Raw genomic sequence first — 26,063 nt, forward strand, 5'->3', positions numbered from 1 at the left:
GTCGATGGATGAGGAGGGGCGCGTGTCTGTGCAGGTGGCTCTTCGGAAGGTCGGCCCGGGCCGGCGGCGCCCCGAGGCGGCCGGAAGCGCACGGAAGGGCCAACGGGATGACGGATACGGATATGCAGTTCGGTGTCTTCACCGTCGGTGACGTCACCGAGGATCCCACCACGGGTAGGACACCCGCCGAATCGGAACGTATCCGGGACACCGTGCGGCTCGCCGTGAAAGCAGAAGAGGTGGGGCTGGACGTCTTCGCCACCGGCGAGCACCACAACCCGCCCTTCGTGCCGTCCTCGCCCACCACGCTGCTGGGGTTCATCGCGGCACGGACCGAACGGATCCTCCTGTCCACCTCCACCACGCTGATCTCCACGAACGACCCTGTGAAAATCGCTGAAGACTTCAGTGTGCTGCAGCACCTGTCGCAGGGACGCACCGACATCATGCTGGGGCGCGGGAACACCGGCCCGGTCTACCCGTGGTTCGGCAAGGACATCCGCAAGGCCGTACCCCTGACCGTCGAGAACTATGGCCTGCTGCGCAGGCTCTGGCGCGAAGACGTGGTGGACTGGCAGGGCGAGATGCGCACGCCGCTGCAGGGCTTCACCCTCGCCCCGCGTCCGCTCGACGGCATCCCGCCCTTCGTGTGGCACGGGTCCATCCGCAGCCCCGAGGTCGCGGAGCTCGCCGCCTACTACGGCGACGGCTTCTTCGCCAATCACATCTTCTGGCCCCCCTCGCACACCGAACGCATGGTGGGGGTCTACCGGCAGCGCTTCGAACACCACGGCCACGGCCCGGCCTCACAGGCCATCGTGGGACTGGGCGGACAGGTGTTCATGCGCCGCAACAGCCAGGACGCGGTCAACGAGTTCCGGCCCTACTTCGACAACGCGCCCGTCTACGGGCACGGCCCTTCCCTGGAGGAATTCTCCACCCTCACGCCCCTGACCGTCGGCTCCCCGGCCGAGGTCATCGACAAGACCCTCGGCTTCCGCGAGTACGTCGGGGACTACCAACGCCAGCTGTTCCTGATCGACCACGCCGGGCTGCCCCTCAAGACCGTCCTGGAACAACTCGATCTTCTCGGCGAGGAGGTCGTACCGGTCCTGCGCAAGGAATTCGCGGCCAACCGGTCCGCCGACGTCCCCGCCGCCCCCACCCATCAATCGCTGCTCCGGGCGGCTCGAGAAGCGGCCCCGGCCAATCGGCCCGACACCTGATTCGAGCAAGGACAGGTGACGCCATGACCACCCTGGCGATCGTCTCCAGCGGTCTGCGCGAGCCCTCTTCGACACGTTTGCTCGCCGACCGCCTCGAAGCGGAGGTGCGGGTCGCGCTCTCCAGCCGCGGCGTCACAGCCGACACCTCCTTCATCGAACTCCGCCGGCTGGGCCGGGCGATCATGGACGCGATGCTCACCGGCTTTCCCACGACTCCGCTCGAGGAAGCCTTCGAAACCGTCGCACGCGCCGACGGGCTCATCGCGGTCACGCCGGCCTTCAACGCCTCCTACAGCGGCCTGTTCAAATGCTTCTTCGACGTGATGCCGGAGGAGACCCTCTCCGACATGCCCGTCCTCATAGGGGCGACAGGCGGTACCGAGCGGCACTCCCTCGTCCTCGAACACGCCCTACGGCCCCTCTTCTCCTACCTGCACGCGATCGTCTCGCCCCGAGGCGTGTACGCCGCCACCGAAGACTTCGGCACCCAGCAGGGCACTCCCTTCCGTGAGCGCGTCCGCGCGGCAGCCGCGGACTACTCGCGCCTCATCGAGGCATGCGGACCCCGCCGGCGTCGTGACGCCATGAGCGAGGAACTCGCCTCCATGGAGAAGCTCCTCGGCCCCTCCCCCGACAACTCGCCCTGAGGACGACGCCCCCGACGCTCCCGGGAACAGTGGGAAGACCGTCCGTACTCCAGCACGAACAGGTGGTACGCGTGACTGACGAACTCCGGCTCGTGAGCCAACTCAGCTGCGCCTCACTCGTCGACGCGATGGGACGCATCCACAAGCACCGCGCGCACATCCTCGCCCTCGCCAGTCCCGACCCGACCAGGACTCTGTTCGGTCCGGCGGTCACCGTCGCCTTCCGGCCCTACCGTGACGACCTGCCCCAGACGCAGCTCGGCTTCGGCGGCCTCTTCCACCAGGCCATCACCGACCCACCCGAGGGCAAGGTCCTCGTCCTGTCCAGCGGAGGCTATCCGGACGCCTCCCACGGAGGGGGCACCAAACTCTCCCGCCTCGACAACCACAACATGGCCGGAGTCCTGGCCGACGGCCGGCTCCGCGACTTCACCCAGCTCGCCGGCTACGGCTTCGCCACCTGGTGCCGCGGCCAGGCCACCCACTGGGGAGGCGGGACCGTGATGCCCTTCGCGGCCAACATCGCCGTCGAGGTCGGTGGAGCGTGCATCGTGCCAGGAGACTACGTCTACGCCGACGCCAGCGGGGCCGTCGTCGTACCCGCCGCCAGCCTGCGTCAGGTCATCGAGGAAGCGGCCCGGATAGAGGCCGACGACGACCGGTCGATCGAGCAGATCCGCGACGAAGACCCTGAGCGGATGCGGCACGGCGGCTGAAGACCCCATGGTGACTGCGGCGGATGTCGCCGAGGGCGGACGTCACCGTGCCGGGGATGCCTCGGCGGCCTCGCGGCGGTTACGACAGGAGAGGCCGACGCCGACCACGTTCTCGCTCTCCGGCGGGGGTCGCTCCGGGAGCCGTTGGCGTGCTGGTGTGGGACCCGCACGAAGGTTCGGCCGACGGATGCGTCCCCGTCTTCAGCGCCGCCGGCGTTCCATGAGTGCCCCGCGGCCCGTCTTCGAACGGACTGCACGGTAGTGCAGCGGCGCCAGGCGTGAATACCGCCACGGCAGGGCCTCCGTGAAGCCGTCGACATGGCGGAACTGCTCCCTGGCTGCTCTGTACCGGCCCTGCCGGTACAGGAAATACCCCAACAGGTGCCGTACTTCCGCAAGCCTCGGGTGATCCGGGTCGGCGAGTGCCGCATCGGTGAGCGCCGCATCGACCAGTGCGCGGATATCAGGGGGGCAATATCCGACCGGACCCAGCTCGTCCTTGTGGCTCTCGTACCAGGCGATCACCGGCAGCACTGCCAGCAGGCTCCCCGGCGGCGCCCCCGCGGCCGACTTCTGGGCGAACTCCCGCGCGAGCTGATGCGAGCCTTGCCATTTCGCGGTCCAGTACTGGAGGGCACTGGTGTGCGCTTCGAAGTGATGCGGCGCCAGGTCTGTGATCCGCGACCACAGCGCGTCCGTCTCCGCGTGGGAGTAGCCCAGTCCGCGCGCCGTCCACAGCTCCGCGACAAGCGGTGTGGGGTCACCGGGGCACAGGGCCACCGCCTGCCCGATGTCCTCCTGCGAGCCCCGCAACTCCCGGTGGAATGAATCGAACCGGTCTTGCGACGTCCGGTCCGCGTACGCACCGCCTCGCAGCTCCCACGCGTACGAGATCCTGGCGCGAGCCACCACGAGCGCGGCGTCCGGATCATCGGGCCGGGCCTTCTCCCATGCCTTCAGCCAACGGTCGTTCCCTCGGGCAGCGACGTCTCCCAACCGCTGTGCGTACAGGGAGCGGCGCTCCCAGTCCTGGCCGGCGTCTTCGAAGAGCTGGGCCGCGGGCTCCCAGCGGCCCCGGGCGGCAGCCCTGCACGCGCGTTGCAACGGGGCATCGGGGCCGGCGAGGTAGGAGTTCTGCCACCGCAGGGGCAGCAGACCGTATTTGAGCCAGCACCAGAGCAACAGCAGACAGGGAAGGACAAGGAGTGTCATGGTTGGGCGAATCCCTCCAGGAAGAGCACTGTGACGCTCGACGTGGGGGGTGTCGGCAGTATTCCTGTCGCGAAAGCAGGTACGACACGCGGGGTGCGCCCGGCACCGCCATCCACCAAACTGCGCACACTCGCTCCGCCTGCGCGCTGCGCCGATGCCCTCTGGCAGCAGTCCGAGGATCCGGGCTGGGATCGGCCGGCGGCCGGCGACAAGTGCGAGGAACACGGGCTCGTCTTCACCTCGGCCGTGGGCAAGCCGCCCGACGCCGCCAACGTCCGCCGTGCCTTCCGCCAAGCGCTCAAGGGCATTGACGGGATCTTCGGCGCTGATCCACAGCGCCCGTAGGCACACGAAAACAGGTGAGGGACCTAGGAACGTTCCTAGGTCCCTCACCTGCTACTTCTCTGTCGGGGTGGCGGGATTTGAACCCACGACCTCTTCGTCCCGAACGAAGCGCGCTACCAAGCTGCGCCACACCCCGATTGTCGCTGCTCGTCGCGGCGACGTCGTTTACTTTAGCCCACCGGTGGCCGGAGACGAAATCCGGTTTATCGGGGGCGGCGGAACGGGTCCGGGCGGATGTGGTCCAGGGCCACGAGGAGTACGGCCAGGGCGTAGAGGGCGAGGCCGATGAGGAGGGCGTTGCCGAGGACGATCTTGTAGCCGTGCTGGGCGACGTCGAGGAATGGGTAGAGGTAGCGGTCCTGGGCGCCGGGGAGGAGCAGCTCGCCGCGGGCCAGGGTGAAGGCCAGGTAGGCGAGGGGGTAGAGGAGCCATGCGGGGGCCTGGCGCAGGTGCAGGCGGCCGGCGGGGGTGAGGAGGAGCCAGTCCAGGGCCGCGGCCACCGGTAGCGCCGTGTGGAGGATGTGGGTCGCGGCGGTCTGCCAGGCCGTGCCGCTGCCGTCGGGCGTGGTGAGCGGGCTCGACGCGTGGGCCAGGAGTACGTGGTGGACCAGGGCGGCGGCGATGACGTAGAAGAGGGCCGCGCCCGTGAGAGCGCCCGGCAGGGGGTGGTGGGCGGACCAGGCGCACCGGGCGGAGGCGAGCATGACGAGCGCCAGCAGGATGCCGCTCTGGATCGTGAAGTGGCTCAGGGCCGTCGTGGGCGCGATGCCGGCGTCGAGCAGTTCGATCGCCACGCCGGTCAGGGCCAGCAGGGCGATCAGGCCGCGGAAGGCGGCGACCGGGCGACGGCGGGCCGGGATCAGTACGGCACGGGCCGGTACGACGGTGGGCGGCAGGACGACATGGCCCGGGATCGGGGGGAGGTCCGGGATGTCCCTGGGTATCGGGGCTGTCATGGCCCCAACGTAGACAGACCGGACATAGCGGGCTATGTGGGTGAGCCGTGTGGGTTACCCGGAGACCTGGTTACTCGATTACTCCCGGCGACCGTCTGGATTCGCCCACAGGCTTCTCCCCCCCCCGGGGCCCCGGGCCCCCTGGATCGGTCAGCTCTCCCGGCCCGCCAGCGTCAGCAGCGTCGCCTCCGGTGGGCAGGCGAAGCGGAACGGGGTGTATCGGTTCGCGCCGCAGCCGGCCGAGACGTGGAGGTGGGCCGTGTGACCGCCGGACGCGTGCGTGGACAGGCCCTTCACGCGGTCGGTGTCCAGGTCGCAGTTGGTGACGAGGGCACCGTAGAAGGGGATGCACAGCTGGCCGCCGTGGGTGTGGCCGGCCAGGATCAGGGGGTAGCCGTCCGCCGTGTAGGCGTCCAGGACGCGCAGGTACGGCGCGTGGACCACGCCCATCGAGAAGTCGGCCGTGGGGGACGGGCCGCCGGACACCTCCGTGTACCGGTCCCGCTTGATGTGCGGGTCGTCCAGTCCCGTCAGCTCGACCGACATGCCCTCGATCTTGAGCGTGCCGCGGGTGTTCGTCAGGTTCTGCCAGCCTGCGGCGTCGAAACCGTCGCGCAGGTCCTCCCACGGGTTGTGGACGGCGCCGACGACGGGCGGGTTGCCGTTGAGGCCGTGGCGGCCCTGGACCTTCTCGAGCAGATACCGGGCGGGGTTGCGGGGCCGCGGCCCGTAGTAGTCGTTGGAGCCGAAGACGTAGGCGCCCGGGAATTCCATCAGGGGGCCCAGGGCGTCCAGGACCTCGGGGACACCCTCCGGGTCGGACAGGTTGTCGCCGGTGTTGATCACGAAGTCGGGGCGCAGCCCGGCCAGCGACCGCAGCCAGCGCTGCTTCTTGCGCTGACCGCCGACCATGTGGATGTCGGAGACCTGGAGCACCCGCAGGGGACGCATCCCGGACGGGAGGACGGGGACCGTCACCCGCCGGAGGCGGAAGGAGCGGGGCTCGATCCCCGCCGCGTAGATCAGACCGGCGGCGCCAACCGCCGTGACTCCCAGGGGTACTCCGTATCGCGCGCGCATACGTCCATCGTGTCAGAAGCGGCGGGGGAAGCGGTGGCGGGAGGCCGTCCGCGGCCGCCTTCACCGGGGGCGCGGAAATCAGCGGGCGCCGTTCCTCGCGTACCTGCGACAATCAGGTCCATGACCACGCTCAAGGCGAAGCTGCACGACGACCTCAACTCCTCGATCAAGGAGCGCGACGAGCTCCGCTCCTCCACGCTCCGGCTGACGCTGGCCGCGATCACGAAGGAGGAGGTCGCGGGGAAGGAGAAGCGCGAGCTCTCCGACGACGAGGTGCAGAAGGTGATCACGCGCGAGGCGAAGAAGCGCCGCGAGGCCGCCGAGGCCTTCGCCCAGGGCGGCCGCGCCGAGCAGGCCGAGCGGGAGAAGGCCGAGGGCGAGGTGCTCGCCGCCTACCTGCCCAAGCAGCTCTCCGACGACGAGCTGAACGCGATCGTCGCGCAGGCCGTGCAGGAGGCGAAGGCGGCCGGTGCCGAGGGGCCGCGGGCCATGGGTGCCGTGATGAAGATCGTGAACCCGAAGGTGGCCGGGCAGGCCGAGGGCGGCCGGGTCGCCGCCGCGGTCAAGAAGCTCCTGGCCGGCTGAGCCATCGCGGCGTCGTCCTTACGACGCGGATGAAGCCGGTGCGCCGGTTGGATCGGTAGTACCTGTGAGGGCCCTCTCCGCAGTCGCGGGGAGGGCCCTCACAGGTGAAGGGAACGGGTCAGCGTCGTCCGCCGGGGCCGTTGCCCGGGCCCTGGATCAGGTTGCCCGGGAAGCCGCCGTCCCCGCCGCCGTCGCCGGTGCCGCCGTTGGTCAGGCCGGCGATGAAGCCGTCGTCGCCGTTGTTCCCGTCGTCGGGCTTGTCCTCGTCGCGGCCCTTGTCCTTGTCTTTGTCCTTGTTCTTGTCCTTGTCCTTGTCGCCGTCCGGGATGTCGACGAGGTTGAACGACGGGGAGTCCTTGCCCGACAGGGCGCCGGTCATGGCGTCCTTCCAGATCGGGCCCGGGACCGCGCCACCGAAGACGAGGGGGTGGTAGACGCCGCCGATCGTGATGTTCTTCATCTCGACCTCCTGGCTGGCGCTGCCGACCCAGACGGCGCCCGACATGTTCGGCGTGTAGCCGACGAACCAGGCGTTCTTGCGCTCGTCGGTCGTACCCGTCTTGCCGGCGTTGGCGCGGTCGCTCAGACCGGCCGCCTTACCGGTACCGGAGTCGACCACGCCCTGCAGCAGGGTGTTCACGCTGTCCGCGGTCTTCTCCGTCATGGCGCGCGAGCAGGTCGACTTCGGCACCTCGAGCGACTTCTGCTTGTTGCCGACCTTCTGGGTGATCGACTCGATCGCGACCGGCGTGCAGTACATGCCGCGCGAGGCGAAGGTCGCGTAGGCGCTGGCCATCGTCAGCGGGGACATACCGACCGAGCCGAGGGCGAGGGCCGAGGGGTTCTGCGGCAGCTTGTCCCCGTTGCCCTGGTGGACGTGGAGCTTGTCCGCCATGGACGCGACCGGGCACAGACCGATGTCGGCGAGCATCTGGACGAAGTAGGTGTTGACCGACTTGGCCATCGCCTCCTTCAGCCGGTACGGGCCGACCTCCGACTCGTTCTCGTTCTCGAGGCGGTAGCCCGAGTCGTTGATCCAGGGCTTGTCACAGGTCTGGATGGGGCTCGGGTAGTCCATGTCGTACGGCGACGAGTACTCCTTCGTCGCCGGCACGTTCTCCTCCAGGGCCGCGGCCGCCAGGAACGGCTTGAACGTCGAACCCGTCGGGAAGCCGTAGTTGGAGCCGCCGACCGCGTGGTCGACCGAGTAGTTGATCTCGGTCTCGTTCTTGCCGTAGCCGTACGGCTTCGACTGGCCCATCGCGACGATCTTGCCGGTGCCGGGTTCGACCAGGGTGCTGGCCGCGGCCACCGAGTCCGACTTGTTGACGTGGTCCTTGAGGGACTGGTGCACCGACTCCTGGGCCTGCGGGTCGAGCGTCGTGCGGATGGTCAGGCCGCCCTGGTTCCAGACCTTGGCCCGGTCCTTGCGGGTCTTGCCGAAGACCGGTTCGCTCAGGAAGACCTCGCGGACGTAGTCGCAGAAGAAGCTCGCGTCGTTCACGGCCGTGATGCAGCCGTTCTTGGGCTTGCTGACCTTCAGCCCGAGCGGCGCCTTCTTCGCCTTCTCGGCCTGGGCCGGGGAGATGTCGCCGACCTGGGCCATGCGGTTCAGCACGGTGTTGCGCCGCTTGGTGGCCTCCGCCTCGTCGTTGACCGGGTCGTACCGGCTGGGCGACTGGACGATGCCGGCCAGGAGGGCGGCCTCCTGGACGTTGAGGTCCTTGGCGTGCTTGGAGAAGTAGCGCTGGGAGGCCGCCTCGACGCCGTAGGCCTGCTGGCCGAAGAACGTGATGTTCAGGTAGTTCTCGAGGATCTTCTTCTTGCCCAGCTCCTCCTCGACCTGGATCGCGAGCTTCAGCTCCTGGATCTTGCGGCCGATGGTCTGCTGGGTGGCCTGGGCGACCTTCGTCGCGTCGTCGCCCGCCTCCTCCACGAAGACGTTCTTCACGTACTGCTGGGTGAGCGTGGAGGCGCCCTCCGAGACCTCGCCGCTGCGCGCGTTCTTGTTGAGGGCGCGCAGGACGCCCTTGAGGTCGATCGCGCCGTGCTCGTAGAAGCGGGAGTCCTCGATCGCGACGATCGCCTTCTGCATGTACGGCGAGATGTCCTTGAGGTCCACCACCGTCCGGTCGCGCGAGTAGACCGTGGCGATGGTGCCGCCCTCGGCGTCGAGGATGGTGGTGCGCTGGCTCAGCGGGGGAGTCTTCAGGTTGGCCGGGAGGGCGTCGAAGCCCTCCACCGACCCCTTGGCGGCCAGCCCCAGCGCGCCCACAGCGGGCAACGCGATGCCGGCCAGCACTGCTCCCGCGAGCACACTGACACCGAGGAACTTGGCGGCCTGCTGCGTTGGCGACAGACCACCGCCCGAGCGCTTCTTTGGCATGGAGGCAGCCTACGTTCTCATTCGCCGGACACGCGTATATGCCTTGGCCTAAGCTGCACTCAACTGTCACAGCAGTGAGGCCACGTATCAATACGTCCGGCGACCCCGAATCGTTCCGGATCCGCTCGATTTTTTTCCGAGGGGCCCCGCTGGGGGGCGCGTTGGTGTGTGCCGGCGCGTGCCACGGCGTGTGGGGTGCGTGTCCGAATCCGCCTCGTGTGTCAATCGGTGTCCGTTGCGGCGCAACAGAGATGACCTGATTGTCGGGATCGTCGCGCATGTCGCCAGCTCACTCCCCCGGGTGATCTGCCGCTTACCCATAGTCCGTTCGGGCCATTCAAGATTGGGCCCGAAGGGGGTGTTGCGCTGTGCCCACCTTCCGTAACGTCCTCAACTGGCGGCGGTGAATATGCCGCTGCCGCCGTGGGGGAGCCTCGATTCGGGAGAGGACGGCGCCGGTATGGGCTGGGTAACCGACTGGAGTGCGCAGGCCGCCTGCCGCACTACCGATCCGGACGAACTGTTCGTTCAGGGAGCAGCGCAGAACAGGGCCAAGGCGGTGTGCACCGGATGTCCGGTGCGGACCGAGTGCCTGGCCGACGCGCTCGACAACCGCGTCGAGTTCGGCGTGTGGGGAGGCATGACGGAGCGGGAACGCCGCGCGCTGCTGCGCAGGCGGCCCACCGTGACCTCCTGGCGCCGGCTCCTCGAGACGGCGCGGACGGAGTACGAACGAGGGGTCGGCATCGTGCCCCTCGAGGACGACGAGGTGTACGAGAACTACGCGGCCGTGGGCTGAGCCGGTACGGCCGGATCAGGCGCCCGGCTCGGGCAGCTCGGGTCGGCCGGTGGCCAGGCGTGCCCCGATGTCCCGCAGTCCCGCGAGGTCGTGCACGTCGCCGGGCAGCGCGGCCACCTCGGTGACCGCGACCTCGGGATGACGCGCGGTGAAGCGGTCACGCGTGCGCTGCTCGCGGGCGAGCAGGTGCATGCGCTCCGCGTGCAGCCGCAGCAGGCCCGCGGCGAGCGCGTCGACGGACCGCTCCGCCGTGTCGGAAGCCTCGGGAGAGGCGTGGGAGGCCTCGGGAGAGGCGTGGGAGGCCCCGGGAGAGGTGCCGGGGGCCGATTCGCCCGGCTCGGAGCCGGCCGGTTCTGAACTGCCGTACGTGTCGGGAGAGTTGCCGGAAGAGGTACGAAGTCCAGCTTTCCCGCCGTCCTGATCCACAATGCGGGGATCCTCAAGATTTTCCGCGGCGGCGAGAGCCCGCTCGGCCGACAGGCGGTCGGCGCCACTGCCGTGGACCCGGTTGAGCACCAGACCGGCCAGCGGCATGTCCTCGGCCGCCAGCCGCTGAACGAAGTACGCGGCCTCGCGCAGGGCGTCCCGCTCCGGGGCCGCGACCACCAGGAACGCCGTCCCGGGCGCCTGGAGCAGCTTGTACGTCGCGTCCGCGCGCGTACGGAAGCCGCCGAACATCGAGTCCATCGCGGCCACGAAGGTCTGCACGTCCTTGAGGAACTGCCCGCCCAGCACCTTCCCCAGGACGCCAGTCATCATCGACATGCCGACGTTCAGGAACTTCATCCCGGCCCGGCCGCCGACCTTCGCCGGGGCCAGCAGGACGCGGATCAGCTTGCCGTCCAGGAAGGAACCGAGACGCTTGGGGGCGTCCAGGAAGTCCAGCGCCGAGCGGGACGGCGGTGTGTCGACGACGATGAGGTCCCACTCCTCCCTCGACCGCAGCTGCCCCAGCTTCTCCATCGCCATGTACTCCTGCGTGCCCGCGAAGCCCGCCGAGAGCGACTGGTAGAAGGGGTTGCCCAGGATCGCCGCCGCCCGTTCGGGATCCGCGTGGGACTCGACGATCTCGTCGAAGGTCCGCTTCATGTCGAGCATCATGGCGTGCAGCTCGCCGCCCGCCGAGTCGTCGACGCCCTTCACCCGGCGCGGGGTGTTGTCGAGCGAGTCGATGCCCATGGACTGCGCCAGCCGCCGGGCCGGGTCGATGGTGAGGACGACCACCTTGCGGCCGCGCTCGGCCGCCCGCAGGCCCAGGGCCGCGGCCGTGGTCGTCTTGCCGACCCCGCCCGAACCGCAGCACACCACGATGCGGTTGTGCGGGTCCTCCAGCAGGGCGTCCACGTCCAGCACGCCCGCGGGGGCCAGGTGGCGCGCGCCCTCCTGGTGACGGGCCGGGCTGCCCTCCTGGTGGCGGGCCGGGTCGTCCGGACTCATGCGATCCCCTGCTTCCGCAGCTCGGTGGCCAGCTCGTACAGGCCCGCCAGGTCCATGCCCTCCGCGAGCAGCGGCAGTTCGTGCGTCGGCAGGCCCAGCTCGCCGAGGACCGCCCGCTGCTCCTGCTCCAGCGCGTACCGCTCGGCGTACTCGCCGGCCTGGGCGAGGAGCGGGTCCACCAGCCGCTCGGCGTGCCCGCCCCGCCGTGCCCCGCCGAGTCCGGCCCCGGACAGGGACCGGGCCAGCGCCGTACGCGGTGTCTCCCGTACGAGCTCCAGGCCGGCGGCGTCCAGGACCTGGGGCCGGACCATGTTCACGACGACCCGGCCCACCGGGAGCCGTGCCGTCCGCAGCTCGGCGATGCCGTCCACGGTCTCCTGGACCGGCATCTCCTCCAGCAGCGTCACCAGGTGCACGGCGGTCTCCCGCGACTTCAGCACCCGCATCACGGCCTGCGCCTGATTGTGTATGGGGCCGACCTTCGCGAGGCCCGCCACCTCGTCGTTGACGTTGAGGAAGCGCGTGATGCGGCCGGTCGGCGGGGCGTCCATGACGACGTAGTCGTACACGAACCGCCCCTGCTTGTCCTTGCGCCGGACCGCCTCGCACGCCTTGCCGGTCAGCAGGACGTCCCTGACCCCCGGCGCGATGGTGGTCGCGAAGTCGATCGCGCCGAGCTTCTTCAGGGCCCGTCCGGCGCTGCCCAGCTTGTAGAACATCTGGAGGTAGTCCAGAAGGGCCAGTTCGGCGTCGATGGCGAGGGCGTACACCTCCCCGCCCCCGGGAGCGACGGCGATCTTCCGCTCCTCATAAGGCAGCGCCTCCGTTTCGAAGAGCTGCGCGATGCCCTGGCGGCCCTCGACCTCGACGAGAAGCGCGCGCTTCCCCTCGGTGGCCAGGGCCAGCGCGAGGGCCGCGGCCACCGTGGTCTTGCCGGTACCGCCCTTGCCGCTGACGACCTGGAGCCTGCTCACGTATTCGAGCGTAACCAGTCCGCGCGCGGAGTACGCCGGTGGCTGTGGACAACGTGGCCCCGGCCGGCGCGCGCGGGGGCCGGGCAGCGGCCGCGGACGGCCCCCGGACAGCGGCTGCGGGGGTGCCCCGGCCAGCGGCTAGAGTCGGCCGCATGACCAAGTGGGAATACGCAACCGTGCCGCTGCTCGTCCATGCCACGAAGCAGATTCTGGACACCTGGGGCGAGGACGGCTGGGAGCTCGTCCAGGTCGTGCCCGGGCCGAACAACCCCGAGCAGCTCGTCGCCTACCTGAAGCGGGAGAAGCAGGCATGAGCGCCGTCGAGGCGAAGCTCGCCGAGCTCGGTCTGACGCTGCCCGAGGTCGTCCCGCCGCTGGCCGCCTATCAGCCGGCCGTGCAGTCCGGCCCGTACGTCTACACGTCCGGCCAGCTGCCGATGCTGGGGGGCAAGCTTCCGGTCACCGGCAAGGTCGGTGCCGAGGTCACTCCGGACGAGGCGAAGGAACTGGCCCGCACCTGCGCGCTGAACGCCCTGGCCGCCGTGAAGTCCGTCGCCGGTGACCTCGACCGCGTCGCGCGTGTCGTCAAGGTCGTCGGCTTCGTCGCGTCCGCCGCCGACTTCACCGGCCAGCCCGGTGTGATCAACGGCGCCAGCGAACTCCTCGGCGAGGTCCTGGGCGACAAGGGCGTGCACGCCCGCAGCGCCGTCGGCGTGGCGGTCCTGCCGCTGGACGCGCCGGTGGAGGTCGAGGTCCAGGTGGAGCTGGTCCAGCCGTAGCGGACCGGGCGTCCGGTACGGCGACGGCGCGGACGTCCCGCCTACGGCGACGGCGCGGACGTTCTGCCGTACGCCGACGGCGCAGACGTTCCGCCGTACGCCGACGGCGCGGACTTCCCGCCGTGCACCGGCGGGGCGGGGAGAACTGACGCCGGGTGCGGCGCGCGCGTTGCCAGGCCGGCAACAAACCTCGCGCCCGCCGCACCGCCCCCGCAGTATCGGTCCCGGTGCCCCGTACGGAGCGGGAGCCGGCCCGGGCCGGCCCTCCCGGTCCCGACCGGGGCCGTACCGACCGTATGCGCCAGGAGGAGCCATGCCGCAGCCGCCCGTGACCGACCAGCAGACCGGCGAGCGAGACATCCCGCAGGACGGCAGGCCCGGACATGCCGCCGGCCTGCCCGTGCACCGGCTGGTGCCCTCACCCGCCGGCCGGATCCACCTGGTGGAGCAGGGCACCGGGCCGCTGGTCCTGCTCGTGCACGGCTTCCCCGAGTCCTGGTACTCCTGGCGCCACCAGTTGCCCGCGCTGGCCGCCGCCGGGTTCCGCGCCGTCGCCGTCGACGTACGCGGCTACGGGCGCTCCTCGCGGCCGGACGCCGTCGAGGCGTACCGGATGCTGGACCTGGTGGCGGACAGCGTCGCCGTGGTGGAGGCACTGGGGGAACGCTCCGCCGTGGTCGTCGGCCACGACTGGGGCGCGAACATCGCCGCCCACTCCGCGCTGCTGCGGCCGGACGTCTTCCGCGCGGTGGGCCTGCTGAGCGTGCCGTACACCCCGCCGGGCGGACCGAGGCCCAGCGAGGCCTTCGCCGCCATGAGCGACCCGGCCGGGCCCTTCGCCGGGCAGGAGTTCTACGTCTCCTACTTCCAGGAGCCCGGCCGCGCCGAGGCCGAGATCGAGCCCGACGTGCGCGGCTGGCTCGGCGGCCTCTACGCCGCCCTGTCCGCCGACACCATGCCCGGTCCCCAGGACCCCGACCCGCACTTCGTCGCCGCCGGCGGCCGGATGCGCGACCGGTTCCCGGCCGCCGGACGGCTGCCCTCCTGGCTGACCGAGGAGGACCTGGACGTCTACGCCGGGGAGTTCGAGCGCACCGGCCTGACCGGCGCCCTCAACCGCTACCGCAACATGGACCGCGACTGGGCCGACCTGGCCGCGCACGAGGGCGCCCCGATCACCCAGCCGTCCCTGTTCCTCGGCGGCGCGCTGGACGCCTCCACGACCTGGCTGTCCGACGCGATCGAGGCGTATCCGGTCAGCCTGCCCGGGCTGAGCGCCTCGCACCTCCTCGACGGCTGCGGCCACTGGCTCCAGCAGGAGCGCCCCGAGGAGACGAACCGGCTGCTCACCGAGTGGCTGACCGGCCTGCCGTCCTGACGCCCACCGGGCCCCGGCGGCCACTCGAACATCCGCCCGTCACCGGATAGCCTCCGGCCATGGCGAATGGTCAGGCGAATGGTCAGTGGTACCCACCGGAGTGGCCGGACCGCATCCGCGCGCTGGCGGCCGGCACCCTCACCCCGGTCACCCCGAAGCGCGCGGCCACCGTCATGCTCCTCAAGGACACCGGTTCCGGCACCGGGGCCACCGGCTCCGGGTCCGGAACCGCCGTCCACATGCTGCGCCGCCGTACCTCCATGGCGTTCGCCGGTGGCGCGTACGCCTATCCGGGCGGCGGGGTCGACCCGCGCGACGACGACCGCGCCGTCGGCTGGGCGGGCCCCACGCGCGCGTGGTGGGCGGACCGGCTGGGCGTGGACGAGGCGGGCGCCCAGGCGATCGTCTGCGCGGCCGTGCGGGAGACGTACGAGGAGGCCGGCGTCCTGCTCGCGGGTCCGACCGGTGACTCGGTGGTCGGCGACACGACGGGCGCGGACTGGGAGGCCGACCGGGCCGCCCTGGTCGACCGTGAGCTGTCCTTCGCGGAGTTCCTGGACCGCCGGGGTCTGGTCCTGCGTTCCGACCTGCTGGGGGCCTGGGCGCGCTGGATCACCCCCGAGTTCGAGTCCCGGCGCTACGACACCTGGTTCTTCGTGGCCGCGCTCCCCGAGGGGCAGCGCACCCGCAACGCCTCGACCGAGGCCGATCGCACGGTGTGGATCACACCGGCCGACGCGACCGCCGGGTACGACAAGGGCGAGCTGCTGATGATGCCGCCCACCGTCGCGACCCTGCGCGGCCTCGCCGGGTGCGCCACGGCGGCCGAGGCGCTGGCGTCGGCGCCCGGCCGCGACATGTCGCCCGTGCTGGCGCGGGCCCGGCTCGTCGAGGGCGAGATCGTCCTCTCCTGGCCGGGGCACGAGGAGTTCACCAAACACGTCCCGAGCACGGCGCCGTCGCCGACGACACCCACCGACCCGAGCGGGGGAGCCCCCGAATGACGGACGCAGCAGCACTGCCCGGACAGCCGCGCGGCGGCGTCCTGTCGGGACCGGCCACCGCGCGCGCGGTGAACGTCCTCGCGCCCAACGCCTCCGCGATGACCCTGGACGGCACGAACACCTGGATCCTCGCCGAGCCCGACTCCGACCTGGCCGTCGTCGTCGACCCGGGCCCACTGGACGACGCCCACCTTCGGCACGTCGTCGACACGGCCGAGCGGGCCGGCAAGCGGGTCGCGCTGACGCTGCTGACGCACGGTCACCCGGACCACGCGGAGGGCGCCGCGCGCTTCGCCGAGCTGACCCGCACGAACGTACGGGCCCTGGATCCGGCGCTGCGGCTGGGCGACGAGGGGCTGGCGGCCGGTGACGTGATCGCGGTCGGCGGCCTGGAGCTGAGGGTCGTGGCGACCCCGGGGCACACGGCGGACTCCCTGTGCTTCCATCTCCCGGCCGACCGGGCGGTCCTGACGGGCGACACCGTCCTGGGCCGCGGCACGACGGTGGTGGCCCATCCGGACGGCCGTCTCGGCGACTACCTGGACTCGCTGCGCCGGCTCAGGTCGCTGACGGCCGACGACGGGGTGCACACGGTGCTTCCGGGGCACGGGCCGGTCCTCGAGGACGCCCAGGGTGCCGTGGAGTACTACCTCGCCCATCGCGCCCACCGTCTCGCCCAGGTCGAGACGGCGGTGGAGGACGGCCACCGCACGCCGGGCGAGGTCGTCGCCCACGTGTACGCGGACGTCGACCGCTCCCTGTGGCCGGCGGCGGAGCTGTCGGTGCGGGCGCAGCTGGAGTACCTGGGCGAACACGGGATCGTCCAGCTGCCCGAGTAGGGCCCCCGGGTCCCGAGGAGAGATCCCGGGGAGACCCAGGGGGTCAGCGGGAGCGCTTGGCCAGTCGCTCCACGTCCAGGAGGATCACCGCGCGGGCCTCCAGGCGGAGCCAGCCGCGCTGGGCGAAGTCCGCCAGCGCCTTGTTGACCGTCTCGCGGGACGCGCCGACCAGCTGGGCCAGCTCCTCCTGCGTCAGGTCGTGCACCACGTGGATGCCCTCCTCCGACTGCACGCCGAAGCGGCGGGAGAGGTCGAGCAGAGCGCGGGCGACACGGCCGGGAACGTCCGAGAAGACCAGGTCCGACATGGCGTCGTTGGTCTTGCGCAGGCGGCGCGCGACGGCGCGCAGCAGCGCGGTGGCCACCTCGGGCCGCACGTTCAGCCAGGGCTGGAGGTCGCCGTGGCCGAGGGCGAGCAGCTTGACCTCGGTCAGCGCGGTGCCGGTCGCCGTGCGCGGGCCCGGGTCGAAGAGCGACAGCTCGCCGATCAGCTCACTGGGGCCGACGACGGCCAGCATGTTCTCGCGCCCGTCGGGGGACGTGCGGTGGAGCTTGACCTTGCCTTCCGTGACCACGTAAAGGCGGTCTCCGGGGTCCCCCTCGTGGAACAGGGTGTCGCCGCGGGCGAGGGTCACCTCACTCATGGAGGCGCGGAGCTCCGCGGATTGCTCGTCGTCGAGCGCCGCGAAGAGCGGGTTGCGCCGCAGAACGTCGTCCACGAGTTCTCTCCTTGTCGACCGGCTCAGAGGATCTTGTTCCCCCGGTGTACCAGGGGTCCGTGGTGCCCATTTTGCCGGACAGTCCAAACAGTGTGATCTGTCACAAGGATGCCGCACTGATGTCCCGGGGTACGCGGCAGGGGTCCAATTGGGCGCCGATCTTCGAGGTCCGGGGCGGATGTCGGTGCCGGGTCGTAGGCTGGCCGGGTGTCCAAATCGCCGGTGAGAGCACAGGCCGAGGGGGCTGCGCGGGTGAGTGCACATCGCGATTCCGCTGTGGGCGAACAGGGTCCCGATGGCGGTAGGAAAACGGCGAAAGCGACAAAGAAGGCAGTGCCTGCCAAGAGGGTGACTGCGGAGAAGGGTGCCGTGGAGAAGAGCGCCGCGAGTAAGAAGACCGCTGCGAGCAAGGCGAGTAAGAAGACCGCCGCGAAGAAGACGGCGGACAAGGAGACAGGGACGGCACGGACCGCCGCGAAGCAGGTCCCGCCCCTCAAGAGGCAGGCGCCCGCCAAGAAGCCCGCCATCGCCCCGAAGAAGGCCACCGCCGCGGTCAAGGGCGTCGCCCCGGCGAAGACCGTCGCCCCGAAGCCGCCGCGCGGCGAGTCGCGCACCGCGCTGGTGCGCCGTGCCCGGCGTATCAACCGCGAGCTCGCCGAGGTCTACCCGTACGCCCACCCTGAGCTGGACTTCGAGAACCCGTTCCAGCTGGTCGTGGCCACGGTGCTGTCCGCCCAGACCACCGACCTCAGGGTCAACCAGACGACGCCCACCCTCTTCGCCAAGTACCCGACCCCAGAGGACCTGGCCGCCGCCGTCCCCGAGGAGGTCGAGGAGATCCTGCGTCCGACCGGCTTCTTCCGGGCCAAGACCAGGTCGGTCATAGGGCTGTCCAAGGCGCTCGCGGAGGACTTCGGCGGCGAGGTCCCCGGTCGCCTCGAAGACCTCGTCAAGCTGCCCGGCGTCGGCCGCAAGACCGCCTTCGTCGTGCTCGGCAACGCCTTCGGCCGCCCCGGCATCACCGTGGACACGCACTTCCAGCGCCTGGTGCGCCGCTGGCGGTGGACCGAGGAGACCGACCCGGACAAGATCGAGGCCGCCGTCGGTGCGCTCTTCCCGAAGAGCGACTGGACCGACCTCTCCCACCACGTCGTCTGGCACGGCCGCCGCATCTGCCACGCCCGCAAGCCGGCCTGCGGTGCCTGCCCCGTCGCCCCGCTGTGCCCGGCGTACGGCGAGGGCGAGACCGACCCGGAGAAGGCGAAGAAGCTGCTGAAGTACGAGAAGGGCGGCTTCCCGGGGCAGCGGCTGAAGCCCCCGCAGGCCTACCTGGACGCGGGCGGGAAGCCGGCGCCGCCACTGGGGGCCGGGTGACGGAACGATCCCAGGGGCTCGGGGCGTTGGAGTCTGCAGGACGGGGGTGGAGATGACAGGGGCGAGTGACACGCAGGGTCCCGCGAGGGACCGCACTCGGGGCGCGATGCTCAGCAAGGAGGGTCTGCCGGGCTGGCTGGACCCGGTGGTGCGGGCCGTCGAGACGGTCCGGCCGACCCAGCTGAGCCGCTTCCTGCCGCCGGCGGACGGCGCAGGCCGCCAGTCCGCCGTCCTGATCCTCTTCGGCGACGGCACGCGCGCGGGCGAGGGCACCCGCGCGAGCGAAGGTACGCACGCGGGCGAGGGCGGCGAGGGGGCCGGCCGGGGCCCGGAGCTGCTGCTCATGGAGCGGGCCGGCTCCCTGCGCTCTCACCCCGGCCAGCCCGCCTTCCCGGGCGGCGCCCTGGACCCCGAGGACGGTGATCCGCGCGGTGACGGCCCGTTGCGGGCCGCCCTGCGCGAGGCCGAGGAGGAGACCGGACTCGACCCGGCCGGCGTCCAGCTCTTCGGCGTGCTGCCCAAGCTCTACATCCCGGTGAGCGGTTTCGTCGTCTCCCCGGTGCTGGCCTGGTGGCGCGAGCCCACCCCGGTGGGTGTCGTGGACCCGGCGGAGACCGCGCGCGTCTTCAAGGTCCCCGTGGCGGATCTCACGGACCCCGCCAACAGGGTGACGACCGTTCACCCCAGTGGTCACCAAGGCCCGGCATTCCTGGTCGAATCGGCGCTCGTGTGGGGCTTCACCGCCGGCATCATCGACCGGTTGCTGCACTTCGCGGGCTGGGAGCTGCCCTGGGACCGGGACAAGCAGGTCCCGCTGGACTGGCGCGCATGACAGGGTGGCCTGCGTACCGCAGACGACAAGGCGAGGCCTGAATCAGTGAACGTGCTGGACATCCTGTTGCTGCTGGCCGCCGTCTGGTTCGCGATCGTCGGCTTCCGGCAGGGCTTCGTCGTCGGCATCCTGTCGGTGATCGGCTTCCTCGGCGGCGGGCTCGTCGCCGTCTACCTGCTGCCGGTGATCTGGGACGCGCTGACGGACAACGCGGAGGTGAGCCAGACCGCCGCCGTCGTCGCGGTCGTCATCGTCATCGTGTGCGCCTCCGTCGGCCAGGCCCTGACGACCCATCTGGGCAACAAGCTGCGCCGCTACATCACGTGGTCCCCGGCCCGCGCCCTGGACGCCACCGGCGGCGCCCTGGTCAACGTCGTGGCCATGCTCCTGGTCGCCTGGCTGCTCGGCTCCGCCCTCGCGCGGACCACGATGCCGACGGTCGGCAAGGAGGTGCGGCAGTCCACGGTGCTCGCGGGGGTGCAGGAGGTGTTGCCCGCGCAGGCCAACACCTGGTTCGACAGCTTCACCTCGGTCCTCGCGGAGAACGGCTTCCCGCAGGTCTTCAGCCCGTTCTCCAACGAGCCGGTCCTCGACACGCCGCCGCCCGACCCCGCGCTGGTGAACAGCCCGGTCGCCGTCACCGCCAAGCGCTCCATCGTCAAGGTCATGGGCACCGCCCCCGACTGCGGCAAGGTCCTCGAGGGCACCGGGTTCGTCTTCGCCGACCGCCGGGTCATGACCAACGCGCATGTCGTGGGCGGCGTCGACGAGCCCACGGTGCAGATAGGCGGCGAGGGCCGGAAGTACGACGCGACGGTTGTCCTCTACGACTGGCGGCGCGACATCGCCGTACTGGACGTGCCGGAACTGGACGCGCCCGCGCTGCGGTTCACCGACGACGACGAGGACGCGCGGGGCGACGACGACGCGATCGTCGCGGGCTTCCCGGAGAACGGGGCGTACGACGTCCGGGCCGCGCGGGTCCGCGGGCGCATCACGGCCAACGGACCGGACATCTACCACCGCGACACCGTCCGCCGGGACGTCTACTCGCTGTACGCGACCGTCCGTCAGGGCAACTCCGGTGGCCCGCTGCTGACGCCGGAGGGCGAGGTGTACGGCGTGGTCTTCGCCAAGTCCCTGGACGACCCCGACACCGGTTACGCGCTCACCGCGGACGAGATCCGCGAGGACATCAGCAAGGGCCGCACCGCCGGCCAGCAGGTGGACAGCGACAGCTGCGCGCTCTGAACGTACGGACGCCTCAGGTCCGTGGATGGCGCAGGCGTACGGAGACCCAGCGGGCCCGGCGGCGCAGGATGCGCGGAATGCCCACCCGAAGGTCCGCACCCGCGAGTTGCGGGGTGCCGCCGCGTCGGTGGGTGCTGCTCACGCCGCTCGTGGAGCGGCCGTCGCGTGCTACGTCACTGTAGTCGTGCGTCCAGCCCATACCCGGACGTGTGCCCCCGCCCCAAGGTCGATAACCGTTCCCGGGGCCCCCAATTGGCCTATGCGCCGGGCAAGTGGCCGTTCATAGGACGAGCGTTCCGGTTCGGATACCGGGCGCGTCCGTTCGGTGACCGATCGCTCACCGAACGGACGCCGAACCGTCATCGATCGGGTTCGGGATCCTTCAGCCAATTGATCAGTTCGGTCGAGAAGGCGACCGGATCCTCTTCGTGCGGGAAGTGCCCGAGCCCGTCGAACAGCCGCCAGCGGTAGGGCGCTTCGACGTACTGCCCGGACCCCGCCGCGCTCCGCGTCCGCATCACGGGGTCCAGGGAGCCGTGCAGGTGCAGGGTCGGCACGCGCACCGGCCGCTTCATCCGGCGGTAGAACTGGACACCGTCCGGACGGGCCAGAGAGCGCACCAGCCAGCGGTACGGCTCGACCGAGCAGTGCGCCGTGGAGGGGATGCACATGGCGCGCCGGTACGCCGTCACCGCGTCGTCGGCAAGGAGTCGCGGCCCGGACCAGTCGTGGAGCAGTCGGCCGACCAGCGCGCCGTCGTCCGCGGTCAGTTGACGCTCCGGCACCCAGGGCCGCTGGAAACCCCAGATGTAGGAGCCCGCCCGGCTCTGACGGACGTCCCCGAGCATGGCCGAGCGCCAGCGCCTGGGGTGCGGCATCGAGGACACCGCGAGTCGTCGTACGAGCTTGGGCCGCATGGCGGCGGCCGTCCAGGCCAGGTAGCCGCCGAGGTCGTGACCGACCAGCGCGGCGTCCGGCTCGCCGAGGGAGCGGATCACGCCGGTGATGTCGAGGGCGAGGCCCGCGGGGTCGTAACCGCGCGGGGTGCGGTCGCTGCCCCCGACGCCGCGCAGGTCCATGGCGACCGCGCGGAAACCGGCGTCGGCGAGCGCCACCAGCTGGTGCCGCCAGGTCCACCAGAACTGCGGGAAGCCGTGCAGCAGCAGCACCAGCGGCCCGTCGCCCAGCTCGGCGATGTGGAAGCGGGCACCGTTGGCCGCGACGTCCCGGTGGGTCACCTCGGGTCCGCCCGGGATGCCGAGGCGCACGACCGAGGTGGGGTTGGGGCGCTGCGGCGAGGGGGATTGCCCCGAAGGGGTGCTGGAACCCGTCATGAGGACGAGCGTGCCACAGCCTCGATCGCTTCGGGGGACCGGTCCGCGGGCAGTTCCGGGCGCGGGTGCGGCTTGGCGTTCTGGAGCACGCCCGCCGACTGCTTCACCGAGGCGGCGACCTTCTGCGGGCCGCGGCCCTTCTTGGCCTTCTTCGCGAAGACGATGCCGATCAGCGCGAGGAGGCCCGCGACCAGGACGTTGGCGGCGAAGGACAGCAGGAAGCAGACGGCCATGTTCCAGCCGCTCCAGGTCCGGATGCCGTAGGCCAGCGCGAAGCTCAGCATCGGCAGGGAGAAGAGCAGGAGCAAGCCCGCGGCGGAGAACGCGCCGCCGCTCGTCGCCCCACGCTTCACGTCCTGCTTCAGCTGCGCCTTCGCCAGCGCGATCTCGTCGTGCACGAGCGCCGACATTTCGGTGGTCGCCGAGGCGAACAGCTGGCCGATGCTGCGTTCGGTGCCGACCGGGCTGCCGTCGGGTGCGCTCATCGCGGTCTCCCTCTTCTGCTGGCTCTTCTGCGTACGGTTCCGTGGCGTCGCGTCGTCCTCGGCCCGGCCGTGTCCGGCCCGACCCGTGTCCGTTCGACTGCGTACGGCCCCGTCTTTTGTACCGTCTCGTCAGATCATGCCGGACCGTCGCCCTCATCGCCTGCCCCGCCCGCCACTTCGGCAAGCCGCGCCGACTCCATCTCCTCGGCGATCCGGCGGTGCTCGGCGGCCTTCTTCTCGTAGACGGCGGCCACCCGCAGGTGGTACGCGGGGTCGTCCTGCTCGTAGATGTCGGGGACACCGCTGAGGTCGTCGTCGCGCTCCTCCTCCGCGACCATCCCCCGGTACTTCGCGTTCCGTACCTTCAGCAGCACCGTGGCCAGGGCCGCCGCGATCAGCGAGCCGGTCAGGACGGCAGCCTTGACCTGGTCGGTCATCGCCGCGTCGCCCTCGAAGGCCAGCTCCCCGATGAGCAGCGAGACGGTGAATCCGATACCGGCCAGGGTCGCCACCGCGAACACGTCGGCCCACTGGAGGTCGTCGCTGAGCGAGGCCCTGGTGAAGCGCGAGGTCAGCCAGGTGCCGCCGAAGATGCCCAGCGTCTTGCCGACGACCAGCCCGAGCACCACACCGAGGGTCTCCGGCTTGGTGAAGACGTCGGCCAGCGCCCCGCCGGAGATGGCCACACCCGCGCTGAACAGGGCGAACAGCGGCACGGCCAGGCCGGCCGACAGCGGACGCACCAGGTGTTCGATGTGCTCGCCGGGCGAGTGGTCCTCGCCCTCGCGCGTGTGGCAGCGCAGCATCAGGCCCATGGCGACACCGGCGATGGTGGCGTGGACGCCGCTGTTGTACATCAGGCCCCAGATCACCAGGCCGAGCGGGACGTACACGTACCAGCCGCGCACGCCCTTGCGGAGCAGCAGCCAGAAGACGACGAGCCCGACGACCGCGCCGCCGAGCGCGGCGAAGTTGAGACTGTCGGTGAAGAAGACCGCGATGATCAGGATGGCGAACAGGTCGTCGACGACGGCGAGGGTCAGGAGGAAGGCGCGCAGGGCGCTCGGCAGCGACGTGCCGATCACGGCGAGTACGGCGAGCGCGAAGGCGATGTCGGTGGCGGTCGGCACGGCCCAGCCGGACAGGGAGCCGCCGCCCGCGGTGTTGGTGACGGTGTAGACGACGGCCGGTACGACCATGCCGCACAGTGCCGCCACCACCGGGAGTGCGGCGGCCTTGGGGTCCTTCAGGTCACCGGCGACCAGTTCGCGTTTGAGTTCGATGCCGGCGACGAAGAAGAAGACCGCGAGGAGTCCGTCGGCGGCCCAGTGCGCGACGGACAGGTTCAGGCCGAGCGCCGCGGGGCCGAAGTGGAAGTGGCTGACGCTCTCGTAGCTGTCGTGCAGTGCCGGTATGTTCGCCCAGACCAGGGCGGCGATCGCGGCGACGAGCAGCAGGACGCCGCCGACGGTCTCGGTGCGCAGCGCGTCCGCGATGTAGGTGCGCTCCGGCAGGGACAGCCGGCCGAAGGCTTTGCGGGGGGTGCGGGGCGCGGTCACGGGGAGAACCTCCGGTCGGTGGGCAGCACGGAACACATGCCGACCAGACTTCCCGGCGCACCATGAGGATCTTGATGATTCTCTTACGTTCCGTCCAGCTTACCTGGGCCCCGGGTGCCGCACAGGGCGAGGGCACCCGGCGCGCGTGCGGCGCCGGGTGCCCTCGGTGTGCGTGTGGCCGGCTCAGTCCTCGCTGGGCGCGGCCGGGAGCTTCGACTGGATGAGGTCCATGACCGTCGAGTCCGCCAGCGTCGTGACGTCGCCGACCTGGCGGTTCTCCGCGACGTCCCGGAGCAGTCGCCGCATGATCTTGCCGGAGCGGGTCTTCGGCAGCTCCGAGACCGGCAGGATCCGCTTGGGCTTGGCGATCGGGCCGAGGGTGGCGCCGACGTGGTTGCGCAGCTCGGCGACCAGGTCCTCGCTCTCCGCGGTGGTGCCGCGCAGGATCACGAAGGCCACGATGGCCTGTCCGGTCGTCTCGTCCGTCGCGCCGACCACGGCCGCCTCGGCGACCGAGGGGTGGGAGACGAGGGCCGACTCGACCTCGGTGGTGGAGATGTTGTGGCCGGAGACGAGCATCACGTCGTCGACGCGGCCGAGCAGCCAGATGTCGCCGTCGTCGTCCTTCTTGGCACCGTCGCCCGCGAAGTACTTGCCCTCGAAGCGCGACCAGTACGTGTCGATGAACCGCTGGTCGTCGCCCCAGATGGTGCGCAGCATCGACGGCCACGGCTCGGTGAGCACCAGGTAGCCGCCCCCGCCGTTCGGCACCTCGCCCGCCTCGTCGTCGACGACGGTGGCGGAGATGCCCGGCAGCGCACGCTGGGCGGAGCCCGGCTTGGCCTCCGTGACGCCCGGCAGCGGCGTGATCATCATCGCGCCGGTCTCGGTCTGCCACCAGGTGTCGACCACCGGGGTGGCGTCCGCGCCGATGTTCTTGCGGTACCAGATCCACGCCTCGGGGTTGATCGGCTCGCCGACCGAGCCGAGGACGCGCAGGGAGGACAGGTCGAACTTCGCGGGGATGTCGTCGCCCCACTTCATGAACGTCCGGATCGCGGTGGGCGCCGTGTACAGGATGGTCACGCCGTACTTGTGCACGATCTCCCAGAAGCGGCCCTGGTGCGGGGTGTCCGGGGTGCCCTCGTACATGACCTGCGTCGCGCCGTTGGCGAGCGGGCCGTAGACGATGTACGAGTGTCCGGTGACCCAGCCGACGTCGGCGGTGCACCAGAAGACGTCCGTCTCCGGCTTGAGGTCGAAGACCGCCCAGTGCGTGTACGCCGTCTGCGTGAGGTAGCCGCCGGAGGTGTGCAGGATGCCCTTGGGCTTACCCGTCGTGCCGGAGGTGTACAGGATGAACAGCGGGTGCTCGGCGTCGAACGCCTCGGGCGTGTGCTCGGCGGACTGCCCGTCGACCGTCTCGTGCCACCACTTGTCCCGGGAGTCGTCCCAGGCGACCTCCTGGCCGGTGCGGCGGACGACGAGCACGTGCTCGACGATCCCGGCGCGCTCGACGGCCTCGTCGACGGCCGGCTTGAGCGCGGACGGCTTGCCGCGCCGGTAGCCGCCGTCGGCGGTGATGACGACGCGTGCGTCGGCGTCCTGGATGCGGGTGGCCAGCGCGTCCGAGGAGAAGCCGCCGAAGACGACCGAGTGTGCGGCGCCGATGCGGGCGCAGGCCAGCATCGCGATCGCCGTCTCGGGGATCATCGGCATGTAGATCGCTACCCGGTCGCCCTTCTGCACGCCCAGCTCCAGCAGGGCGTTGGCGGCCTTGGAGACCTCGTCCTTGAGCTGGGCGTAGGTGATGGCGCGGCTGTCGCCGGACTCGCCCTCGAAGTGGATGGCGACGCGGTCGCCGTTGCCGGCCTCCACATGGCGGTCCACGCAGTTGTAGGCGACGTTCAGCGTGCCGTCCGCGAACCACTTGGCGAACGGCGGGTTCGACCAGTCGAGCGTCTCGGTCGGCTCCTTCGCCCAGGTCAGTCGGCGGGCCTGCTCGGCCCAGAAGCCGAGCCTGTCAGCCTTGGCCTGTTCGTACGCCTCCGCCGTGACGTTGGCGTTCGCGGCCAGGTCGGCGGGGGGTGCGAACCTGCGTTCTTCCTTGAGCAGGTTGGCCAAGGATTCGTTGCTCACGACATCTCC

Annotated in this window: 25 protein-coding genes, 1 tRNA gene and 1 pseudogene; 14 read left to right on the forward strand and 13 right to left on the reverse strand. The window is 70.9% G+C overall.

Translation table 11 applies throughout. The features are described from left to right. The first annotated feature begins 122 nt into the window (after positions 1–122). The 3 genes from ACH4D3_RS29420 (at position 123) to ACH4D3_RS29430 (ending at position 2,589) form a co-directional block, all read left to right on the forward strand. Complete coding sequence (locus ACH4D3_RS29420) at positions 123–1,226, forward strand: LLM class flavin-dependent oxidoreductase (RefSeq protein ID WP_398328442.1); 1,104 nt, start codon at positions 123–125, stop codon at positions 1,224–1,226. Positions 1,227–1,249: 23 nt separating this feature from the next. Further along, complete coding sequence (locus ACH4D3_RS29425; protein ID WP_398328097.1) at positions 1,250–1,873, forward strand: CE1759 family FMN reductase; 624 nt, start codon at positions 1,250–1,252, stop codon at positions 1,871–1,873. A 71-nt stretch (positions 1,874–1,944) separates the two neighbouring features. Next, positions 1,945–2,589 (forward strand): RraA family protein, encoded by a 645-nt coding sequence (locus tag ACH4D3_RS29430; protein WP_398328100.1) that lies wholly within the window; start codon positions 1,945–1,947, stop codon positions 2,587–2,589. Between the two features lie 201 nt (positions 2,590–2,790). Here ACH4D3_RS29430 and ACH4D3_RS29435 read toward each other — a convergent pair whose 3' ends face one another. Beyond that, entirely contained in the window at positions 2,791–3,801 is a 1,011-nt protein-coding gene (locus ACH4D3_RS29435) for a hypothetical protein (RefSeq protein ID WP_398328103.1), read from the reverse strand. 123 nt (positions 3,802–3,924) lie between these two features. Here ACH4D3_RS29435 and ACH4D3_RS29440 point away from each other — a divergent pair. Then, positions 3,925–4,143: pseudogene (locus ACH4D3_RS29440) on the forward strand (site-specific integrase); the annotation flags it as partial. A gap of 65 nt (positions 4,144–4,208) precedes the next feature. Here the strand turns inward: ACH4D3_RS29440 and ACH4D3_RS29445 are convergent. From ACH4D3_RS29445 to ACH4D3_RS29455, 3 genes are all read right to left on the reverse strand, one after another. Continuing rightward, a tRNA-Pro gene (locus ACH4D3_RS29445) sits at positions 4,209–4,282 on the reverse strand. A 67-nt stretch (positions 4,283–4,349) separates the two neighbouring features. Then, complete coding sequence (locus tag ACH4D3_RS29450; protein WP_398328106.1) at positions 4,350–5,102, reverse strand: Pr6Pr family membrane protein; 753 nt, start codon at positions 5,100–5,102, stop codon at positions 4,350–4,352. A gap of 150 nt (positions 5,103–5,252) precedes the next feature. Further along, a complete protein-coding gene (locus tag ACH4D3_RS29455; RefSeq protein ID WP_398328109.1) occupies positions 5,253–6,182 on the reverse strand; it encodes a metallophosphoesterase in 930 nt (309 codons plus the stop codon). A gap of 120 nt (positions 6,183–6,302) precedes the next feature. On the opposite strand from ACH4D3_RS29455, the gene ACH4D3_RS29460 reads away from it, so the two are divergent. Then, the gene (locus tag ACH4D3_RS29460; protein ID WP_007452125.1) at positions 6,303–6,767 is read left to right on the forward strand and encodes a GatB/YqeY domain-containing protein; all 465 of its coding nucleotides are present in this window, start codon (positions 6,303–6,305) and stop codon (positions 6,765–6,767) included. A gap of 118 nt (positions 6,768–6,885) precedes the next feature. Here the strand turns inward: ACH4D3_RS29460 and ACH4D3_RS29465 are convergent, their stop codons facing one another. After that, on the reverse strand, positions 6,886–9,153 hold the full coding sequence (locus tag ACH4D3_RS29465) for a transglycosylase domain-containing protein (RefSeq protein WP_398328112.1): 2,268 nt from the start codon (positions 9,151–9,153) through the stop codon (positions 6,886–6,888). A gap of 460 nt (positions 9,154–9,613) precedes the next feature. Between ACH4D3_RS29465 and wblA the strand changes: the two genes are divergently transcribed. Next, positions 9,614–9,952 carry a transcriptional regulator WblA gene (gene wblA / locus ACH4D3_RS29470; RefSeq protein WP_179235539.1) on the forward strand — a complete coding sequence of 113 codons (339 nt, stop codon included), beginning with the start codon at positions 9,614–9,616 and terminating at the stop codon, positions 9,950–9,952. A 15-nt stretch (positions 9,953–9,967) separates the two neighbouring features. Here wblA and ACH4D3_RS29475 read toward each other — a convergent pair whose 3' ends face one another. Further along, positions 9,968–11,389, reverse strand: coding sequence for an ArsA family ATPase (locus ACH4D3_RS29475; RefSeq protein WP_398328115.1), 1,422 nt, complete (start codon positions 11,387–11,389; stop codon positions 9,968–9,970). Further along, the gene (locus ACH4D3_RS29480) at positions 11,386–12,363 is read right to left on the reverse strand and encodes an ArsA-related P-loop ATPase (RefSeq protein ID WP_011029095.1); all 978 of its coding nucleotides are present in this window, start codon (positions 12,361–12,363) and stop codon (positions 11,386–11,388) included. Before ACH4D3_RS29480 ends, ACH4D3_RS29475 begins: the two co-directional genes overlap by 4 nt. A 152-nt stretch (positions 12,364–12,515) precedes the next feature. Between ACH4D3_RS29480 and ACH4D3_RS29485 the strand changes: the two genes are divergently transcribed. From ACH4D3_RS29485 to ACH4D3_RS29505, 5 genes are all read left to right on the forward strand, one after another. Next, positions 12,516–12,677 carry a DUF4177 domain-containing protein gene (locus ACH4D3_RS29485; RefSeq protein WP_003975360.1) on the forward strand — a complete coding sequence of 54 codons (162 nt, stop codon included), beginning with the start codon at positions 12,516–12,518 and terminating at the stop codon, positions 12,675–12,677. Next, on the forward strand, positions 12,674–13,141 hold the full coding sequence (locus tag ACH4D3_RS29490; protein WP_059301710.1) for a RidA family protein: 468 nt from the start codon (positions 12,674–12,676) through the stop codon (positions 13,139–13,141). The genes ACH4D3_RS29485 and ACH4D3_RS29490 overlap by 4 nt, the downstream gene beginning before the upstream one ends. A gap of 313 nt (positions 13,142–13,454) precedes the next feature. Continuing rightward, a complete protein-coding gene (locus ACH4D3_RS29495; RefSeq protein WP_398328120.1) occupies positions 13,455–14,519 on the forward strand; it encodes an alpha/beta fold hydrolase in 1,065 nt (354 codons plus the stop codon). Positions 14,520–14,578: 59 nt separating this feature from the next. Further along, positions 14,579–15,523 (forward strand): NUDIX hydrolase, encoded by a 945-nt coding sequence (locus ACH4D3_RS29500; protein ID WP_398328122.1) that lies wholly within the window; start codon positions 14,579–14,581, stop codon positions 15,521–15,523. Continuing rightward, entirely contained in the window at positions 15,520–16,362 is an 843-nt protein-coding gene (locus ACH4D3_RS29505) for an MBL fold metallo-hydrolase (protein ID WP_398328124.1), read from the forward strand. The genes ACH4D3_RS29500 and ACH4D3_RS29505 overlap by 4 nt, the downstream gene beginning before the upstream one ends. Before the next feature lie 43 nt (positions 16,363–16,405). Here the strand turns inward: ACH4D3_RS29505 and ACH4D3_RS29510 are convergent, their stop codons facing one another. Next, positions 16,406–17,080, reverse strand: a complete 675-nt coding sequence (locus ACH4D3_RS29510) for a Crp/Fnr family transcriptional regulator (protein ID WP_003975365.1) — start codon at positions 17,078–17,080, stop codon at positions 16,406–16,408. 369 nt (positions 17,081–17,449) lie between these two features. Between ACH4D3_RS29510 and nth the strand changes: the two genes are divergently transcribed. From nth to ACH4D3_RS29525, 3 genes are read left to right on the forward strand one after another with little or no spacing between them, the layout of a single operon-like run. After that, positions 17,450–18,454, forward strand: a complete 1,005-nt coding sequence (gene nth / locus ACH4D3_RS29515; RefSeq protein WP_398328127.1) for an endonuclease III — start codon at positions 17,450–17,452, stop codon at positions 18,452–18,454. Between the two features lie 52 nt (positions 18,455–18,506). Next, complete coding sequence (locus ACH4D3_RS29520; protein WP_398328130.1) at positions 18,507–19,286, forward strand: NUDIX hydrolase; 780 nt, start codon at positions 18,507–18,509, stop codon at positions 19,284–19,286. Between the two features lie 45 nt (positions 19,287–19,331). Continuing rightward, positions 19,332–20,537 carry a MarP family serine protease gene (locus ACH4D3_RS29525; protein ID WP_398328133.1) on the forward strand — a complete coding sequence of 402 codons (1,206 nt, stop codon included), beginning with the start codon at positions 19,332–19,334 and terminating at the stop codon, positions 20,535–20,537. A 13-nt stretch (positions 20,538–20,550) separates the two neighbouring features. Here the strand turns inward: ACH4D3_RS29525 and ACH4D3_RS29530 are convergent, their stop codons facing one another. The 5 genes from ACH4D3_RS29530 to acs all read right to left on the reverse strand — a co-directional run bounded on the left by ACH4D3_RS29530 (position 20,551) and on the right by acs (position 26,054). Next, entirely contained in the window at positions 20,551–20,736 is a 186-nt protein-coding gene (locus ACH4D3_RS29530) for a hypothetical protein (protein ID WP_078582024.1), read from the reverse strand. Positions 20,737–20,896: 160 nt separating this feature from the next. After that, entirely contained in the window at positions 20,897–21,871 is a 975-nt protein-coding gene (locus ACH4D3_RS29535) for an alpha/beta fold hydrolase (protein WP_398328136.1), read from the reverse strand. Then, positions 21,868–22,356 carry a phage holin family protein gene (locus tag ACH4D3_RS29540; protein ID WP_003975371.1) on the reverse strand — a complete coding sequence of 163 codons (489 nt, stop codon included), beginning with the start codon at positions 22,354–22,356 and terminating at the stop codon, positions 21,868–21,870. Before ACH4D3_RS29540 ends, ACH4D3_RS29535 begins: the two co-directional genes overlap by 4 nt. A 134-nt stretch (positions 22,357–22,490) precedes the next feature. Further along, positions 22,491–23,915 (reverse strand): Na+/H+ antiporter NhaA, encoded by a 1,425-nt coding sequence (nhaA, locus tag ACH4D3_RS29545; RefSeq protein WP_398328140.1) that lies wholly within the window; start codon positions 23,913–23,915, stop codon positions 22,491–22,493. A 183-nt stretch (positions 23,916–24,098) separates the two neighbouring features. Next, positions 24,099–26,054, reverse strand: coding sequence for an acetate--CoA ligase (acs, locus tag ACH4D3_RS29550; RefSeq protein ID WP_398328143.1), 1,956 nt, complete (start codon positions 26,052–26,054; stop codon positions 24,099–24,101). Positions 26,055–26,063: the final 9 nt, after the last annotated feature.

It is taken from the genome of Streptomyces sp. NPDC018026 (assembly GCF_044327745.1).
Lineage (GTDB): Bacteria > Actinomycetota > Actinomycetes > Streptomycetales > Streptomycetaceae > Streptomyces > Streptomyces rubrogriseus.

Excerpts from the sequence above, each read along its gene's own strand:
- ACH4D3_RS29420 (WP_398328442.1), top strand. The coding sequence starts at position 123 with ATGCAGTTCGGTGTCTTCACCGTCGGTGACGTCACCGAGGATCCCACC.
- ACH4D3_RS29425 (WP_398328097.1), top strand. The coding sequence starts at position 1,250 with ATGACCACCCTGGCGATCGTCTCCAGCGGTCTGCGCGAGCCCTCTTCG.
- ACH4D3_RS29435 (WP_398328103.1), bottom strand. The coding sequence starts at position 3,801 with ATGACACTCCTTGTCCTTCCCTGTCTGCTGTTGCTCTGGTGCTGGCTC.
- ACH4D3_RS29450 (WP_398328106.1), bottom strand. The coding sequence starts at position 5,102 with ATGACAGCCCCGATACCCAGGGACATCCCGGACCTCCCCCCGATCCCG.
- ACH4D3_RS29455 (WP_398328109.1), bottom strand. The coding sequence starts at position 6,182 with ATGCGCGCGCGATACGGAGTACCCCTGGGAGTCACGGCGGTTGGCGCC.
- ACH4D3_RS29460 (WP_007452125.1), top strand. The coding sequence starts at position 6,303 with ATGACCACGCTCAAGGCGAAGCTGCACGACGACCTCAACTCCTCGATC.
- ACH4D3_RS29465 (WP_398328112.1), bottom strand. The coding sequence starts at position 9,153 with ATGCCAAAGAAGCGCTCGGGCGGTGGTCTGTCGCCAACGCAGCAGGCC.
- wblA (WP_179235539.1), top strand. The coding sequence starts at position 9,614 with ATGGGCTGGGTAACCGACTGGAGTGCGCAGGCCGCCTGCCGCACTACC.
- ACH4D3_RS29475 (WP_398328115.1), bottom strand. The coding sequence starts at position 11,389 with ATGAGTCCGGACGACCCGGCCCGCCACCAGGAGGGCAGCCCGGCCCGT.
- ACH4D3_RS29485 (WP_003975360.1), top strand. The coding sequence starts at position 12,516 with ATGACCAAGTGGGAATACGCAACCGTGCCGCTGCTCGTCCATGCCACG.
- ACH4D3_RS29490 (WP_059301710.1), top strand. The coding sequence starts at position 12,674 with ATGAGCGCCGTCGAGGCGAAGCTCGCCGAGCTCGGTCTGACGCTGCCC.
- ACH4D3_RS29495 (WP_398328120.1), top strand. The coding sequence starts at position 13,455 with ATGCCGCAGCCGCCCGTGACCGACCAGCAGACCGGCGAGCGAGACATC.
- ACH4D3_RS29500 (WP_398328122.1), top strand. The coding sequence starts at position 14,579 with ATGGCGAATGGTCAGGCGAATGGTCAGTGGTACCCACCGGAGTGGCCG.
- ACH4D3_RS29505 (WP_398328124.1), top strand. The coding sequence starts at position 15,520 with ATGACGGACGCAGCAGCACTGCCCGGACAGCCGCGCGGCGGCGTCCTG.
- ACH4D3_RS29520 (WP_398328130.1), top strand. The coding sequence starts at position 18,507 with ATGACAGGGGCGAGTGACACGCAGGGTCCCGCGAGGGACCGCACTCGG.
- ACH4D3_RS29530 (WP_078582024.1), bottom strand. The coding sequence starts at position 20,736 with ATGGGCTGGACGCACGACTACAGTGACGTAGCACGCGACGGCCGCTCC.
- ACH4D3_RS29535 (WP_398328136.1), bottom strand. The coding sequence starts at position 21,871 with ATGACGGGTTCCAGCACCCCTTCGGGGCAATCCCCCTCGCCGCAGCGC.
- ACH4D3_RS29540 (WP_003975371.1), bottom strand. The coding sequence starts at position 22,356 with ATGAGCGCACCCGACGGCAGCCCGGTCGGCACCGAACGCAGCATCGGC.